This window comes from Paraflavitalea sp., from assembly GCF_059502485.1.
In genome coordinates this window covers 2448510-2465106 of the sequence record NZ_JCACET010000010.1, presented here as the reverse complement: position 1 = coordinate 2465106, position 16597 = coordinate 2448510, and the positions used below count along the sequence as shown (strand labels likewise).

At 46.1% G+C, this 16597-nt stretch carries 15 protein-coding genes; 4 read left to right on the top strand and 11 right to left on the bottom strand.

Translation table 11 applies throughout. The features are described from left to right. Nucleotides 1–16: 16 nt before the first annotated feature. Nucleotides 17–397: a hypothetical protein gene (locus AC5JBY_RS26955; RefSeq protein ID WP_495907781.1), complete on the top strand. Its 381-nt coding sequence runs from the start codon at nucleotides 17–19 to the stop codon at nucleotides 395–397. Here the strand turns inward: AC5JBY_RS26955 and AC5JBY_RS26950 are convergent, their stop codons facing one another. Next, the gene (locus AC5JBY_RS26950) at nucleotides 398–1471 is read right to left on the bottom strand and encodes an oxidoreductase (protein WP_495907780.1); all 1074 of its coding nucleotides are present in this window, start codon (nucleotides 1469–1471) and stop codon (nucleotides 398–400) included. A 34-nt stretch (nucleotides 1472–1505) separates the two neighbouring features. Further along, entirely contained in the window at nucleotides 1506–2819 is a 1314-nt protein-coding gene (locus AC5JBY_RS26945) for a gluconate:H+ symporter (protein WP_495907779.1), read from the bottom strand. Between the two features lie 56 nt (nucleotides 2820–2875). Here AC5JBY_RS26945 and AC5JBY_RS26940 point away from each other — a divergent pair, with 56 nt between their 5' ends. Further along, nucleotides 2876–3886, top strand: a complete 1011-nt coding sequence (locus AC5JBY_RS26940; RefSeq protein WP_495907778.1) for a metal-dependent hydrolase — start codon at nucleotides 2876–2878, stop codon at nucleotides 3884–3886. Here the strand turns inward: AC5JBY_RS26940 and clsB are convergent. Further along, complete coding sequence (gene clsB, locus AC5JBY_RS26935; RefSeq protein ID WP_495907777.1) at nucleotides 3857–5056, bottom strand: cardiolipin synthase ClsB; 1200 nt, start codon at nucleotides 5054–5056, stop codon at nucleotides 3857–3859. The genes AC5JBY_RS26940 and clsB overlap by 30 nt on opposite strands. 170 nt (nucleotides 5057–5226) lie before the next feature. On the opposite strand from clsB, the gene AC5JBY_RS26930 reads away from it, so the two are divergent. After that, entirely contained in the window at nucleotides 5227–6219 is a 993-nt protein-coding gene (locus tag AC5JBY_RS26930; protein WP_495907776.1) for a helix-turn-helix transcriptional regulator, read from the top strand. A 9-nt stretch (nucleotides 6220–6228) separates the two neighbouring features. On the opposite strand, the gene AC5JBY_RS26925 is transcribed toward AC5JBY_RS26930, so the two are convergent. From AC5JBY_RS26925 to AC5JBY_RS26915, 3 genes are all read right to left on the bottom strand, one after another. Further along, the gene (locus AC5JBY_RS26925) at nucleotides 6229–6495 is read right to left on the bottom strand and encodes a hypothetical protein (protein WP_495907775.1); all 267 of its coding nucleotides are present in this window, start codon (nucleotides 6493–6495) and stop codon (nucleotides 6229–6231) included. Between the two features lie 1386 nt (nucleotides 6496–7881). After that, the gene (locus AC5JBY_RS26920) at nucleotides 7882–8412 is read right to left on the bottom strand and encodes an RNA polymerase sigma-70 factor (protein WP_495907774.1); all 531 of its coding nucleotides are present in this window, start codon (nucleotides 8410–8412) and stop codon (nucleotides 7882–7884) included. A 558-nt stretch (nucleotides 8413–8970) separates the two neighbouring features. After that, entirely contained in the window at nucleotides 8971–9690 is a 720-nt protein-coding gene (locus AC5JBY_RS26915; RefSeq protein WP_495907773.1) for a sugar transferase, read from the bottom strand. A 155-nt stretch (nucleotides 9691–9845) separates the two neighbouring features. Here AC5JBY_RS26915 and AC5JBY_RS26910 point away from each other — a divergent pair, with 155 nt between their 5' ends. Next, a complete protein-coding gene (locus tag AC5JBY_RS26910; RefSeq protein ID WP_495907772.1) occupies nucleotides 9846–10799 on the top strand; it encodes a hypothetical protein in 954 nt (317 codons plus the stop codon). 14 nt (nucleotides 10800–10813) lie between these two features. On the opposite strand, the gene AC5JBY_RS26905 is transcribed toward AC5JBY_RS26910, so the two are convergent. From AC5JBY_RS26905 to AC5JBY_RS26885, 5 genes are all read right to left on the bottom strand, one after another. Beyond that, a complete protein-coding gene (locus tag AC5JBY_RS26905) occupies nucleotides 10814–12238 on the bottom strand; it encodes a B12-binding domain-containing radical SAM protein (protein WP_495907771.1) in 1425 nt (474 codons plus the stop codon). Further along, a complete protein-coding gene (locus AC5JBY_RS26900) occupies nucleotides 12235–13044 on the bottom strand; it encodes a class I SAM-dependent methyltransferase (RefSeq protein WP_495907770.1) in 810 nt (269 codons plus the stop codon). Before AC5JBY_RS26900 ends, AC5JBY_RS26905 begins: the two co-directional genes overlap by 4 nt. Next, complete coding sequence (locus tag AC5JBY_RS26895; protein WP_495907769.1) at nucleotides 13037–14497, bottom strand: B12-binding domain-containing radical SAM protein; 1461 nt, start codon at nucleotides 14495–14497, stop codon at nucleotides 13037–13039. The genes AC5JBY_RS26900 and AC5JBY_RS26895 overlap by 8 nt, the downstream gene beginning before the upstream one ends. A gap of 301 nt (nucleotides 14498–14798) precedes the next feature. After that, a complete protein-coding gene (locus AC5JBY_RS26890) occupies nucleotides 14799–15746 on the bottom strand; it encodes a hypothetical protein (RefSeq protein ID WP_495907768.1) in 948 nt (315 codons plus the stop codon). Next, nucleotides 15743–16465 (bottom strand): class I SAM-dependent DNA methyltransferase, encoded by a 723-nt coding sequence (locus tag AC5JBY_RS26885; protein ID WP_495907767.1) that lies wholly within the window; start codon nucleotides 16463–16465, stop codon nucleotides 15743–15745. The genes AC5JBY_RS26890 and AC5JBY_RS26885 overlap by 4 nt, the downstream gene beginning before the upstream one ends. Nucleotides 16466–16597: the final 132 nt, after the last annotated feature.

Sequence of the window (16597 nt, the reverse complement as noted above, 5' to 3'; positions counted from 1 at the left end):
CCAAATTAAAACCGCTATGAAGCAAACCATTATTGTCCTCGCTGGCATTGCCCTGATCTCTTTTCAGTGTGGTGTAAATAAAAATCAGCCATCAAAAGATTGTGTACAGGGAAAGGTGATCCGCATCAGCTGCGCCAGTTATGTGGTGCAAGCGCTCAACAGGGATACGTTGGGTGAGGATGGCTGGAAAAACCTGTCTGATACCACGACGTTGTACGACAACGTTTTTGACGTAGCCAATAAATGTAAGCTGCCTGCCGATATCAAAGCCGGCGACACCATTTATTTTACTACGCATGCGGTGCAGCCATCAGACTGTGTAAGCTGTATGATGTTTGATGCGCCTCCTGTTGTGAAGTACGATCTGCAGGATGTTTCCAAAGAGCCTTGTAAGTAATTATCGATATTGTATATCCAGCAAGCCTGAACAGGGAACGGTACATTGGCGGGTGTGGCTTTCAAAAGCCAGCTCTATCATCCGCACTGTATTGTAGCCGTGTTCAGGTTTTTCTTTTAGGGGAGCATTGTTAACAATGGTATCGTGAAGGTTCCTGTAGTACTGTGCATAATCTCCGGCAGAGGAAGGAACGGTCTTTTTTACCAGTTCGCCGTTGATCTCTGTGTGCAGCAAGCCGTGAATAGATTCCGGTTCTTTGCCCCAATCTGCTCCACCGGGTAAAACACCCGCCCGCAATAAGGCTTCCTGGGGATCTTCTCCAAACTTGATAAAAGAACCAACAGTTCCGTGTATCATATACCTGGGGCCTGGTTCGCGCACCAACATGCCGGCATGTAGTATCACTTTGGTAAATCCATAGTTGAGGCGCAGGTCGAAGTAGTCATCCACTTTGGCATGCGGACGTTGTTGCCTGATGTCGGCTGTAATGCTTTGTGGTAATCCGAATAAATATAACACCTGGTCCAGCAGGTGAGCACCCAGGTCATAAAGGATGCCACTGCCTGGTTTTACTGCTTCGCGCCATGCCTGTGGCCTTGCTTCTGCACGGTAGCGATCGTAGTGCCCTTCAAATTCATGTATCTCGCCCAATAATTTCTTATCGAGAATATCCCGGATGGTAAAGAAGTCGCTTACGTAACGTCGGTTCTGGTATACGCTCAGTATTTTGCCGCTGGCAGCTGCCAGGTTCACCAATTCCTGTGCTTCGGCTGAGGTGTTGGTGAATGGTTTTTCCACCACCACATGTTTACCTGCCTGCAAGGCTGTCTTGGCGTAGGGGAAATGTGTTTCGTTGGGCGAAGTAATAACGATAACGTCGATGGATGGATCAGCCACCAGCTCTTCAATGGTCCTGACCACTTTTACAAAGGGGTATTTTTTTTGTGATTCGTTTTTTGTTCTTTCCAGTACGGCCACCAGTTCATATTCCGGCATCGTTGCAAAGAATGGTGCATGGAATACGGTGGCTGAAATACCAAAGCCTGCTAATCCTACTCTGATGGGTTGTGCCATACTGTAATTTTTGGCAAGATAGCCATTTGACGAATTATATGAACAGGTCCAGGATCAACACGCCGATCAATCCCATGATGCCTACAATGGTTTCCATGACCGACCATGAGCGGATGGTGTCGCGTATGCTGAGGTTGAAGTATTCTTTGTACATCCAGAAGCCTGAATCGTTGACATGGGAAAGCATCAAGCTGCCTGCGCCGATGGATAGCACCATGAGGTTGGGATTTACTGCCAGCTGCGGCATCACAGGTGCTATGATACCAGCGGTCGTCAATCCTGCAACGGTGGCCGAACCGATACATACTCTGATAATGGTGGCGATGAGCCAGCCCAGTACCAACGGATGTATATCCCATCCTTTGAGCAGGCCGGCAATTTCCTTACTTACGCCACTGTCTACAAACACCTGTTTGAGAATACCTGCTCCTGCCACGATCAATACGATGAGGGCAACTTCTTTTACGGCATCGCCAAAAATGTCCATCACGGCCTTCATGCTCTTTCCCTGTGCAATGCCTAATGTGTATACTGAAATGATGAGGGCCAGCAGCATCACGATATTGGCGTCGCCCACAAAGGCCAGCAACTGACCACCTTTATCGCCGGTTTCTGCGATGTAGGGCAACAGTGTGGTGCATGCCAGTAGTATTACCGGCAACAGTGAGGTGATAAAACTGTTGAAGGCACCGGGCAATTTATCTTCAGGAATATGTTTGGGCTGAAAAGTTTGGAGTGGTTGTGACTTTATATTCTTTAGTGTGCTGGCAAATATGGGCCCGGCCACAATGATGGCAGGGATGGCTACTACCAGTCCATATAATAAGGTCAGCCCCAGGCTGGCATTGAACTGGCCAGCCAATGCAGTAGGAGAGGGGTGTGGTGGCAGGAAGCCATGTGTTACGGAGAGGGCCGCCAGCATCGGCAACCCAATGTATACGGCGGGTAATTTGTATTGGTATACTACTGAAAAGATGAGGGGTACCATCAGTACAAACCCTACATTATAGAATAAAGGAATGCCCGCAACAAAGCCAGTGATCATCAGTGCCCACTGAATATATTTTTCACCAAATGTTTTCATCAGCACTGATGTTATTTTTTGCGCAGCGCCGCTTTCTACCACCAGTTTGCCAAGCATCGCGCCCAGCATAATAATGATGGTCAGGGAGCCGAGTGTATCGCCAATGCCTTTTTGTACGGTTTGATTGATCTTCTCCAGCGGGATGCCCAGCCGCCAGGCGGCAATGATGGACACTATCAAGAAGGCGAGGAAGGGATTGCATTTGCCCCAGGTGATCAGTAGTATCAATAAAAGGATGCACAGCAGAACCGTCAGTAGTGTCATGTAGGCTAATTTAGTCATTTATCGGGCAAATGATTTGCTATTATTAACTTGCCGCTATGGATTCGCTTACACATATCGTATTGGGCGCCTGTATAGGAGAAGTGGTGGCTGGTAAACAGTTGGGTAAAAAGGCCATGTTCTGGGGAATACTTACCCAAAGTTTGCCGGATATCGATTTCGTGGCCTCGTTCTGGATGAACCCAGTCAATGACTTGTTGGCGCACCGCGGTTTTACCCATTCGTTCTTGTTTATTGCACTGGTGGCTCCTTTGCTGGCACTGGCTGCCGATCGCTGGCATCGTCCGCATAATTATAGCTGGAGAGGGTTTACGTTGTTGTTTGCACTGGAAATGCTGGTGCATGTGCTACTGGATGCCTGTAATGCCTATGGCACGGGCTGGTTTGAGCCTTTCTCTCATTACCGTGCTTCTTTTCACCTGTTGTTTGTGGCCGACCCATTGTTTTCTATGTGGCCTTTCATTGCTTTTATGGTGTTGTTGTTTGCCCGCACCACTTATAAAGCCCGCAGAAAATGGGCGATCAGTTCTTTTGTTTTATGCGCCGCTTACATCGTTGTCAGTATCGTTAATAAAACAAGTGTCGACCGGGCAGTAAAAGAAGTGGCCCGGCAGGAAGGTGTTCACTACAAGCGATACTTCAGTACGCCTACGCCGCTCAACAACATGCTGTGGTTTGTGGTGCTGGAAGATGATAAAGGATATTATATCGGTCACCGGTCTGTATTCGATGCTGATACTACCAATCTTCATTATGTTTTGCGCCGGGAAGATTACCTGGAGCCTATTGAGGATAAAGAAGATGTTCACCGGCTCATCAGGTTTTCGCAAGGCTATTATACGATCGATCGATACGACAGTACGCTGGTGTTTAATGATCTCCGCTTTGGGCAGATGCTTGGCTGGCAAGACCCCAGGGCTCATTTTGTATTCCACTATTTCTTGCAAAAGCCGGATGAGAACTCGCTGGTGATACAGCGTGGCCGGTTTACCAATTGGGATAAAAAGGCTATCGGTTATTTACTTCGGCGTATGCGTGGATTTAAATGATCGTTGCTTGAAGTAGAACGTAAATAAAAAGAAAAGCACCCGCACTATCTGGTAACAGCTCTGCTGGTACAGCCGCTTAAAGAAGTTATAGCGTGTACGGTAATCTTCTTCCGTGATCTGTTCACAATGATCACGAATGATCTCTTCCATGTGTTCCTGCATCGATTGGGCAAAACGGGCCTCGTTGATATCGAGGTTGAGCTCTATACTGGCAAATGCGCTGATGTTATTTACATTGTAGGAGCCAATGGTAGACCATTTGCCATCGTAAGTGGCAATCTTGGCATGCAATACAGCTTGGTTATACTCATATACCTCGATGTTGTTTTTGAATATCCAGCGGTAAATGTAGCGTTCGGCATGTTTGGCCAGCATGACATCTGATACGCCTGCCAGTACCAGTTTTATCTTAACGCCCCTTTTCGCTGCCCTGGCCATTTTTTTCCTCAACAGCATGCCGGGCAGGAAGTAGCTGGACATGATGTAAATATGTGACCGGGCGCTTTTAAACATTTCGAGGTAGCTGTTGGTGATCTGGCTTCGCTTTTGTACCCAGTCGTTTCTGCGCAACCTGATGAGGCATTCCTGTTTGGGAAGCTCCATGGCTGGCTGAGCTTGCCATAACAGCTTCTTTCTTTCCCTTTTTACTCTTGTCCACAATTCGAGGCACACGCGCACCAGCTCCGGGGCTATTTCCCCTTCTGCATACAAGGCCCAATCGAGCCAAGGCTGTGTTCCAAAGCCATCGTTGTATTTGTTGCTGACATTGATCCCGCCTACAAGGCCATGCAGGGCATCTGTTACCAGTATCTTATGGTGCAGGCGGCGGCCAAAGTAAAAGTTGTCACTTTTGAGGATGGGTTGAAAGAAGCGGAAGTGCACGCCTCCTTCTTCCAGTCGTTTGATGAATGTGTCTGATAGGTCCTGTGAGGCATAACCATCGGCTACCAGGTATACCGCTACACCGCGTTGCGCTGCTGCTATCAGGGCTTCCGCTACCGCAAGCCCGGTTTCATCTTCATCATAAATGTAAGTCTGCAGGTGGATGGTTTGCTGCGCCTGTTGGATAAGCTGTATGAGCAGGGTAAAATAGGCTTCCCCGCCACGGATCAGCTTGGCCGTATTGTGGCTGGTGTAAGAAAATGAAGGGCTGGATCTTCCTGAAGCCATAAGTTACAAGCTAATTAAATATTGTTTTAGATCAAAAAATCAAAGATGTACATCAAAGTATGTACCCGCCTTTAGGAGTAAGTACTTACACCCAAAACCGTAGGTTATTCATAACAGCTATATTTCAGGTGTTTGCTCTGGATATTGTTGATGAAGGATAAAGCATGAATATGGATTTTACTCTTTTAACGCAGGAGAATGGGCCAATAGCTTATTCTCCGGTTATACCGCCGTCCCTTGCTCGTTTTTGTGTACCTGGTACCAGGAATTTATTTGCCACTGGCGACTTTGGAACATTACTCTTTTGTGAACAATCTGCCCCCGATTTCCATCTTTGGCATAAATGCTATTTCATAAAGCAAAACACGACTTTACGGGCTGCTGCCGATGCGCCCTTGTTCCAGTTGTGTGTGGCTGTCAACCGGCCTCTTCGCTTTCAGCAGCAAGGCATGAATAAGGTAAAGCTCGCAGAGGGCCAGTTCAATATATTTTATGCTCCTGTTGTGAACACCCAAACCTGGTTTGATAAAAGCAAGAAATATATTGTATACGAAGCGCATCTCTCCCACGGTTCCCTGGAGCAATTAACCCCTCATTTTCCCCTGCTGGCAGAATTCCTGGTAAAGGCTGGAAAAGGGATACCCTGTCAGCTGAGTCCGGTCCATGCGCATGTTACACCCGATATGATGGGGCTGCTGCATGATATGCACTATTGCAGTTATAAGGAGGAGGTGAAGGTGGTGTATTTGCAAACCTTATTATCAAGATTAATGATGCAGTCCCTTACCCGGCTTTCGCTGGTGCGTGTGCCAACCAATGAGGTTAAACTGCAACCCTATGAACTGGCCAAGTTGCGGGAGGCATGGGATTACCTGCTGCACCATATCGAGCATCCTGGTTCGGTGGCCGACCTGGCTCATGCAATTGGGATGAATGAGGTCAAGCTGAAGAAAGGATTTAAACAATTATACGGCATTACCATTTTTGAGTTCCTGGTTGAAGCACGTATGGAGAAAGCCCGCAGGCTCTTGTTGGAAACGGATATGACGGTTCATGCTGTGGCTATCAGCATAGGGTATAAGAACATATCCAGTTTTACAGTGGCATTTAAAAATAAATTCGATCAGCTGCCCAGCGAAGTACAGGGTAGTAGAATGAAGTAGTTTAATTACTCAGCAATTGGTGAGGTCTTTCGTATTGCCGAATATCCGCTGATTGATCTTTTTCAGCCGTATCACCGGTTTGTATTTATAGAAATCATGCAATAACTGGTTCAGGCTGTCCGGATCGGTTAGCTCCTCCAGTAGTAATTGGTTGTCTGGATGTTCGGCTGTCCAGGCAACAATCGTCTCCGATTCCCAGAGGCTGGGCTGGGTATGTATTGTTCGGGTGATTAACCCTGCCATCAATGATGCTTTTACAATTTGCTCTTCTTTCATGGGATGTAAAGTTATTATCCATGGATGGTAGGCAGTGCTAACCAATCCATTGGTTGCTGGTTTAACCAGGATTGAGGAGAGGAGAAGCGCTGTAGTTGCTAAGGATGCTTCTGTTGCTTTCAGTCGTGCGCTCATTATTATAACAACTACAAGTGCCTTTCGTACTAAAGCGGGATCTAAAAAAAAGTATTAAAATTTAAGCAGCCTGCTATAGTCCTTTGCCGGCAAAGGGTTCCGGTGGTTCAATGTTTGGCGTCTTATGTAGCTGGTTGATAGCGTATAAGCGAGCCTGTAATTACAAACCATACTTTCAGCATTACGATATCTCTAATGGTTTTCCCTTAACGTCTCTGCGAAAAAAAATGACATAGAAGTCATTTATGGAAATTTTTGTCGGTCAAACATAAACAAGAAGACAGAAATCGGTTGGATATTTAGGTGGGAAAGAATAGTATGTTGACCGGCAGGTTTTAGGGATAATCGCCTTCCCGTGAGGCCTGCCTTGAAAAACGGTTGTATGATAGTAACTCTTTCTTACAGTCCGGGTGACCGGTTATGTGGTCAAATCCATTCTATGTTAAGGAGGCCTTGGTTATGTTTAGGTTAGAGGGTCAGCATAACTTGCAAGGTTTAGCATCGAATGGTAGTGCTTTTTCCCCTGCTTTGTCGCTCCTGGCAGCGGAAAATAAATGGGTGGTTACGAGGCTTTGCATAACCGGCGCCCGGATTATAATAAAACCTGGTGGGGATCGATCTTGTAGCGGGTTAAATAAAAAAGCCAGGTAAGATTACCCGGCTGTGGGGATTCCTGCGCCTCTTCTGTACCCTGAAGAGGGCTGATGCACATGAGGAAACAAGGTGAACATAGTTCACCTGCTTAGTAATATGTCCTGCTGATTTGTTTCAGGGATAATTTTTTTATGAAAGCTCTTATATAGTACCGGTAGACTACCGGCTGCTTGAAAGAAAAAATAAAGGGAGAGTAGAAACACTCCCTTGTTGTGACCCAACCAAACAGTCACATGAGATCAAAACTAACTGCTGTTATAAGGCCTTGTGAACCTTACATAAGCAGGTTACATGAATATCGTTTGCTTGTCTCGTAATAATTGTAAGAACTTCGTCAGCCACCATTTTCCCGCTTCAATATCATTTTCACTGCTATGTTCATGCGGAATGTAGAGGCGTTGTATTCTATTATAAAACAAATTTTCAGGTCCTTTGTACTAAAAGGATTTAAAATATATTTTTTACTATATGTTATCTGAACACGGCAAATGAACAATCCTAACAGCAATAATTCACCGCATTAGGAACTGTTCAACCCTAACGTAGGCATTACTTCACAAAAAAGTAGTTATACGTAAATAAAAGCCAATGGGTATTTTATCCCAGCAGGTGCCGCCCTTCAAACTTTGTTCGCAATAGTTGTAAACCTCTTGCTTTTTGGTTCCTGACCGTATGAACGGATATTTCGAGCTTGTCTGCGATCTCATGGTTCTTGAGTCCCTTTACATAACTCATTTTCAGGATGGTCTTGCACTGCATGGGTAGCCGGTCCAGTTCCTGGCTAATGACCCGCAGCACTTCGGCCCTGATCATCTCGTTGAGGATAAATCCTTCTTTCTTCTCAGCGAGGTAAAGCATCTCTGCCTGTGATACGGTATCACGTTGCGATTGCTTGATGATGTTGATGCAGGCATTACGGGTAGTGATGTACAGAAATGCCTTGATACCGTGTTCGCTTTCAAAGTCGGATCGTTTATCCCATAGTTTCATAAAGGTCTCTTCCACAATGTCTTCCGCTACCTGTTGGTCTTTTACCAGGCGCTCGGCAAAGTAGCAGAGTGGATTGTAATGAAGATCAAAGAAAAACGCAAAAGCTTTGGGGCTTTCCCCTTTCAGTTCGGTTAACATAGTTGAACAAATAGCCTCTTGGTGCATCTGCAGCAGGTTTTAATAAGCGGTTTAAAGAAATAACGTACCCATCGCCAATAACTATAGCGATGACTATCAGGGCAATACAATAAAGCATAGCCACCAATAGCGGTGATTAACCTAAATGAAAGGGAATACAATGCAAGGACAGGCAGACATTCATTCGAACATGTAACTGTTGAACGAATTGCTCGTTGACTAATACAGGAAATATTTAGTAGTGTATCCTACGATACAACACTAATGAAACCTTTGCTACCTGAGAGCTTACTTTTACCAGAATGTGGAGGAGGAATAACTATTTTCTGGAACAAGTTTACAAGTATTATTCAATATTACAAAATTCACATGGCCAATTTGTGGTATGTATTATTAGCCCACATTTCGGTTAAACACGCACATGTTCAATAGTTTTTATAAAAAACGATTGAATTTTGATTATTATATGATATTGCCAGTGTTTTATTAGAAATTTACGAAGAAATGGTAATCTGTTACCACTGGTTTGCACAAACGTTTCAGCAGGCCCTTACCTGTTCAATCGGTGCTAAATCTATCCCCGCCTACTTTACGAACAGGGGGTACTATGAAGCGCATACGCTGATAGAGGGTCCGGGTCAGAATGGTAAAGTCCAGCCAGGTGGAGGCATTGCGCACATAAAAAACATCCCACTGGTAACGCACGCTTACTGCTTCGTAATCACTGGCCGGTCCATGATAACCTTTTACCTGGGCCATTCCGGTGATGCCAGGTTTTACCAGGTTCCTCAATTTATAGCGTGGTATTACCCGGGCAAACCGCCGGCAGTCGGCATGCATATGTGGCCGGGGGCCAACAATACTCATTTGTCCCAGCAATACATTCAGAAACTGAGGCAATTCGTCGATGTTGGTTTTCCGGAGCCATCTGCCTATCCTTGTTATACGATGATCGTTTTCTTCTGCCTGCTTTTTATGAGCTTCTTCATTCACGACCATCGTACGAAATTTATAACAGGTGAAAGATCGCCCACCTTTACCTACCCGCTTTTGAAGAAAGAATACAGGCCCGCCGGAGTCCAGTTTCAGTAGCAAAGCAATAAGTGGCAACAGCCAGCTGAAGATGACCAATAGGAAGATGATCGACAACACAACATCTGTGAGCCGCTTAAAGAAAAAGTAAGACCTTTTAACTTCTATATAATTCCTGTAGGATAAATACTTTTTTCCGGGCGCCAATTCCGGTGCAAGGACAATGACTGGAGTAGGAATGCTCATGCCGTTATTACTTTAAAAGAATAGGTATACACTTCATTGATTCTGCTATTGGGGGCAACCTTTTTTCAAAAACAGCAGTACTACTATGTAGAATACGGGGATATCCTGAAAGAGTTGCTTCAACATTTATCTGCTCAATTCAAAACCTGTTTATATTGAAACCGGAAAATAGTGTATTGAAAGTACTTGCCTGGTTCGACCTGTTCAATTATCCGCTTACCCTGGCAGAAATTCAATTCTTCCTGGATCAGCCGCTTACGCAGGATAAACTGAAAGCTCAGTTGCAGGAGTTGGTGGAACGACATGTTGTATATCGTCCCGGAGGTTTTTATTCCTTACAAAGCGATGAAGCACTGGCTACAAGACGTAACAAAGGCAATCAACGAGCCGCACAATTGTTAATCACTGCACATCGCGTTGCCCGCTTATTATACTACTTTCCTTATGTACGTGGCATCGGTATATCAGGCTCTCTCTCGAAGAACTTTGCAGATGAGAAAGCCGATATCGACCTGTTTATTATTACCAGCGCTAACCGGTTGTGGATAGCGCGGACCGCGATGCACTTGTTAAAGAAGCTATCTTACCTGGGAGGTTGGCAGCATTGGTTTTGCATGAACTATTATATCGATGAAGATGCGCTGAAGATCGATGAGCAAAATGTTTTTACAGCCACTGAATTGATCACGTTGATGCCGGTTTGTGGTGATGAAACTGTTGGCCAATTTTTCAGGATCAATAATTGGGTCAGTAATTACTATCCAAGCTACACCATTAAATCTCCTGCCTATATCGATTCCGGCAAAGGTCATCGCATAAAAAGGTTCCTGGAGTATTTATTCAATAACCGCATAGGCGACCGGCTTGATAACTACCTCATGAAACTAACCACGCGTCGGTGGAAAGACAAAGAAGAAAAGCATCGCCTTAATATGCGTGGTGTAAGAATGGGATTGAGCACAGGAAAGCACTTTTCCAAACCCAAACCCGGCTTTTTCCAAAAGAGTATTCTAGAACAATACCAGCATAAACTCGATGCTGCCTATGCAAAATGGGAGAAGCAAACCGCGAATCTTGAACCACATACTGTGGGCGCCGATGTTCGATAATTGCATGCTTCCTGTTAACCGGCCGCAGCTCGTAGCCCGAGGCTCTTCTTCTCTTCTATTCTCATCTTTCTTTGGGCCAGCACAGATTTTAATTTGAACATAGGAATGCGGAACAGATTGGCCAATGGTTTCTTCATGGCCTTGTGATAATACATTTCATAGTTGATCATCTGAATGGCGTAGTCGTAATACTGACGGTTGTAGGTCCGCTTGAAGTCAATGTCCCGGTCGGTACTGCTTTCCCAGGGAAGACTTGTCAGGAAACGATCTTCTACTTCCGCATATAAGGGCGTTCCTTTGATAGGATAAGTCACCGTAATGGTAAACAGGTCGGGCTCTGCAGTCTTCAGGTGATGCACCGTTTCGAATATATCTTCTTTCGTTTCGCCGGGGTAACCCACCATGATGAAAGTACCTGCCTGTATACCATGATGCCTTGCGAGTTTGATCATGTCCCTTACCTGCTCCACTTCCACGCGGCGGTCCATCAGGTCGATGATCTTTTGAGAGCCACTCTCGGCGCCAATCCATACACGGAAACATCCGCTGGCTTTTAAGTGGAGTATAACCTCTTCATTCATACGATCAGCACGGGTGATGCATTCGTATGGCATTACCAGGTTGCGGCTGATAACTTCCTCTGTAAATTCCTGCATCCATTTATGGCTCACGGTGAATACATCGTCTACAAACCAAATGCTATCAACATTATAATGCGTTTTGATCCAGGCTATCTCATCGGCTACCGCTTTGGGACTTCTGCGCCGGTAACTCTGGCCATACACGGCCCTGCTACACCATTTGCAGGAATAAGGGCAGCCCCGCATGGTACTTACTGAGATAGCATTGGTGCCATGACGTCCTTTCCAGGCATCGAAATACAATTGAAGGTCCACCTGGCTGCGGTTAGGGATGGGGAGTTCGTCGAGGTTTTTCAACTTCATCCTTTCCCGGTTCTGCCTCACGCCCTGCTGTTCATCCAGGTAAGCGATGCCATCGATCTCCGGTAAACTTTTAGTACTCGTACCTTCTACCCATTGCACCACTTCGAGCATGGTTTGTTCCCCTTCACCCAGCACGATAAAGTCGGCCTGCTGCTCCAGAAAGTTAGGCAGGTGGTTACGCACCTCCGGTCCTCCCAGTACCACTTTAGTGTGCGCCAACAGCGGTTCCTTTTTTATGAACCGGATGATGCGCAGCACATTCAGCTTGGTCATCAGGTTGGTATAGATGCCCACTACATGAGGTTGATCTTCTACCAATGCACGACATAATTTATCGAAAGAAGAAAAAGTACTGTCGAAGATCCGGTTATCATACCCGTGTTGTTCCAGGTAAGCCGATATATATAGAATCCCCAATGGAATATAAGGGCGCATAATAGCCTGTTCTTTCTCGTCCTCTTCCAGGAAATAACCATGTGTAAGCATGATTTTCATGGTACTCGCTTTTTAAGAAGTAAATAAGTATGATCGGCCAAAGCACTGCATAGGGAAATAACCCGCGTTAAACTTTCCAGTTTTACCAGTAAACCAAATACACGCCTGTTCCTGCGCATACTGTGCTCCATATAAGAAGGAGGGATAAACAGGCCTACTGGTTTCTTTTCCAACAGGGAAAACTGTTGCATGCTTTTCATGAACCTGCTTATCGAATAATAATAAACAGGTTGCGATACGTTGTCTGTAAGCCTTGCTGCGACGGGTTTGCGTGTCCACCGCCGGAACGCATTGCGACCGTCTGCCTTTAACAGGTAATAGCAGGTTTCCCACCAGCAATATTTACCAAAGATCACAGCAGCTATATGGCCATCTTCGGTAAGTAGTTGTTGCAGTTGCTGGTTAAGGGTGGTTAACTGCGCAGGAGATATACAATTGAGGCCGGCGAAATTAGAAAATACAAGGTCAAACCGTTCGTGTTGCAGGGTTGGTCCCAACTGATCGAAACTACACGTGATGAACGAGGGATTGACATTGGATATGCCTGATGATCCTTTTTGCTTCGCTTCCTGTATCATGTAAGCGCTTTGGTCGGTAGCAATAACCGTATGCCCCAGCGATGCCAGCCACCAGGCGTCTTCACCCGTGCCGCAGTTGATCTCCAGGATGCGCAGCATGCCTTTGCCCACCAGGAATGATTCCAGGCGTTGCCTGCTCACGGCACGTTGAGCCTGCCCCGTGAGGCTTTGGCTGAAGGAGGTATCATAATCAGCCGCCAGTACATCAAATGCGGCCTGTTCATTCATAAGATAATTGTTTCAACTGCCATTTGCCGATAACGATTTTGGGTACGTACAGGCAGGCTGCTATTACTTTTTTATAATCGGTGGGTTTAATGGCAAACGGGTTCCTCAATGCGTTTTTGAATACCTGCCAGCCCTGGCGGCTGCGGAATATATGGTGTACATGGCGATGCAGCTTCTTATAAAAAGCCGGCGGATACGTATTCCTGAACATCAGTTGCAGCTCATCGGAATCTGTCCAGTTGGCTTTCTCCGTCAGCTCTGCCTTTACCCGGTCATAGAATACGGTGCCGGGCAATGGGTACGAAACCGATATACCCAGCTCCGAGGGCATCAATTCCTTGATCATACTGATCGTTTTCCGGATGTCCTCTTTCGTTTCGCCGGGATAGCCAAACTGTATAAAGAATCCAGGCCTTATGCCATGTTGTTTCAACAATTTGGTAGCAGTATGTATCTGCTCGATGGTAGTGCCTTTGTCCATCGCATCCAGTATATCCTGTGAACCGCTTTCTGCACCCATCCAGGTATTTTCACAACCTGCACGGGCAAGTGCTTCCACATAGTTTTCCTGCACCAGCAAGTCGGCCCGCGACTGTATCTTAAAGCGTAGTGACAGATTCTCCTGCTCAGCAAGCGTAGCAAACTCCTGTACCCAACCGGGCTTCAGCCCGAATATGTCGTCGCAAAACCAGATATGATCAAAACGATATTGCTCTTTCAGCCATTGTAATTCCCGTATCACGTTGCGCGGCGACCGCGAATTGTACCGGTTACCGTAAATGGGTTTGGCGCACCAGTTACATTTAAAAGGACAGCCGCGGGTAGTGCCCATGTTCATGGAAAAATAACCGGAGCTTTTCATCCACATGGCACGGTAGGGCGTTATATCCACCAGGTCCCAGGCAGGAAAAGGCAATGCATCCAGTTCCTTAATGACAGGACGTTTACCGGTCCTGACAATGCTATCTCCTTGTTGATAGGCAAGACCCGGAATAGCTGATACATCGGCGCCGGGATTACCTAAGGCTTTCACCAATTCCAGTAAGGTCACCTCGCCTTCACCCAGCACGATAAAATCGGCCCCTTCTGACAGGTATTCCTCGAAATGATCAGTAGAGTCGGAACTGGAAACGATTACTTTACAACCTCTCTCCCGGGCCAGCTTACACATATGGAAAGCTGCTTCCCGCATGTTGGTGAGGCACATTTTGGTGAGGTAGTTGAACCCGTCGTCATAGATCACAAAAACATCCGGCTGAAAATTGTCCAGCGAAGGGATCACTTCTTCCGCCCGTTGTGCAAACATGGTATCGAACAGGGACACCACGTAGCCATTTTCCCGCAGCAACGCAGCAGCATATAAAGTGCCCAGCGGAGCATAAGGTTGGCCGGTGGCCCATTGCTTGGGATCGAATTGCAGGAAATAGGAATGCGAAAACAAAATCTTCTTCATAGTGCCGTATGGTTGGACAAAACCGTGAACCTCAATTGATCGCGGTCCTATACCTATTACGGCTCAGTACCAATTAGGTTGCCTGCACCCAGGTACTCTTGAATACGGTTTTCAAAGTCTCCTCAAACCTTCATCCTGGGGTCATCTTAGGGTCATCCTAGGGTTTTCTTAGGGTTATTTAAGGGTTAAAAACTTAAAACAACCCTACAATAACCCGATCATAATCGGAAGATGACCTGTAAAAGCGGCCATTCGGAGGCCGTCAGCAAGGCACCTGGGTTGATCCGGGCGGCTATAATGATCAGGTCAATGGATAGGAAATCCCATGTTCCTGCTGGTACAGATGGTGCAGGAAATGTATGAGGTATAAATGGCCGGTAGATGGACGCAATATCTGCTCTTCGGAGGTGGCGCCCCATATCAGCATGTGGCTTCCAAGGTTGATGGTTTGCAGCACATCGATCTCGCGATAACTGAGCGCCCACTCGGGCACATAGAACCCATGCTTTTTGCTGGTGATTACTTTAAAAGGTAAAGCGTCAAGCTGTGGCGGTGCGCTGCTGTGGTGTGCGCCCAGCCGGTAGATGGTGTCTTTTTGTGTGTAAGGCGCTTCCGATGCTACCAGCTTGCGCGTGGTTATTATTTTGTCCAGCGCCACATTGCTGTGCCGCAGGCCAAAAACAAACCTGTTGCTGCCGCTGATATCACCCAACAGGTCCATGGGAAAAATATTATAATAATTATCCTGTCTGAAGGAGATCACCCGTATACGCCGGGGATAGCTATAGGCCGCTACAAAAGATTTGAATTGTGGGAAGGAGAGCCCATTCTTTTTGTAATACCTGCGAAAGATCAGGTATCGTTTTACTGCATTCAATTGATGAATATGGCTCTTCTCCAGTTTCAACAGAAACAGTGTGCCGGCTTCTTCTTCTATGGCCTGCATCCTGGTAAAGTTCAGGGCTGCTTCTACAGGACCGGACAGGGGGCTTGTATCCTGGTTGTGGCTGTTGAAATATAGTTTACAGGTAGTAGCGTTTTGAAGGGCTGCTTTGTGGGCTGGCTTTTCAATCCATATACCAAATACGACCGGTTCAATACAAAGCAACCAATGCTGTTGGGAAATATTGATGAGTTGACCATTTACTTCGAGGTATACTTTCTCTTGTATGGACTCGGGCACGGTAACAGTAGTATATTCACTGATCATGTGATCGCCTACCAACATTTTCCGGATCAACTTTTTCATTGCTTTACCAGGTGGAGTAAAATAAAAGAAGTTCCGCTCACAGGTTGGCAACTGTTGAGTTTGAAATACGGCGCAGCAGCTTGCTGTATCTCTTTGGCTGTATGCACATATACCGTTTGCCGGTGATCTTTATGCCACACGTACATAACAAATGGGCGACTAAACAGCAACGTATTGATGGCATTGCGACGATGCCATTGCCACATCATTTTTAATGGGCGATCAAGTATGGTGATGAAGCAATGACCGCCCGGTTTGGTTACCAGCGACAGGTGTTGAAAAAGCAGCCTGATCTCCGAAATAGCATTGAGTACGCCAAAGTTGGCGAGGATGCCATCGACTGATTCGAAAGAAGGCAATTGAGACCGCCAACGGATAAAGTCTGTTTGCGAATCATCGAGGAAACGGATATTGTTATGATGTAATAACTCTTTGCTGTATTGGATAGCTTTTTCCCGCATGCTGGCAGCAGGTTCACAAAAAATAACCTGGTATTGGTTGTCTGTCAGCCAGCCAAGATCAAGACCGGTACCTCCGCCGAAATCGAGAATTGTGCCTGAGGGAACAGCCTGCATAAGCTGATCCTTCACCTGCTGCCTTACCAGTTGGTTGGAAGTATCCTGAGTTAATATGCTGTCGTACTGGTCGGCAATTTCATCATAATAAGCAATGTTCTGCTGGCGTACGTGGTTGATGGATGTGGGCTGGGATACTGACATAACTAAAATTGCAATTGGGACTATACGAGGTAAAGTCTGTCGGGGTTGCCTGTACGAAAGGTTATTTATTTTATTGTTTTCCATGAGATTACGTTGGTAAATAATTATATAATATTGCCGTGGCTGAAGATG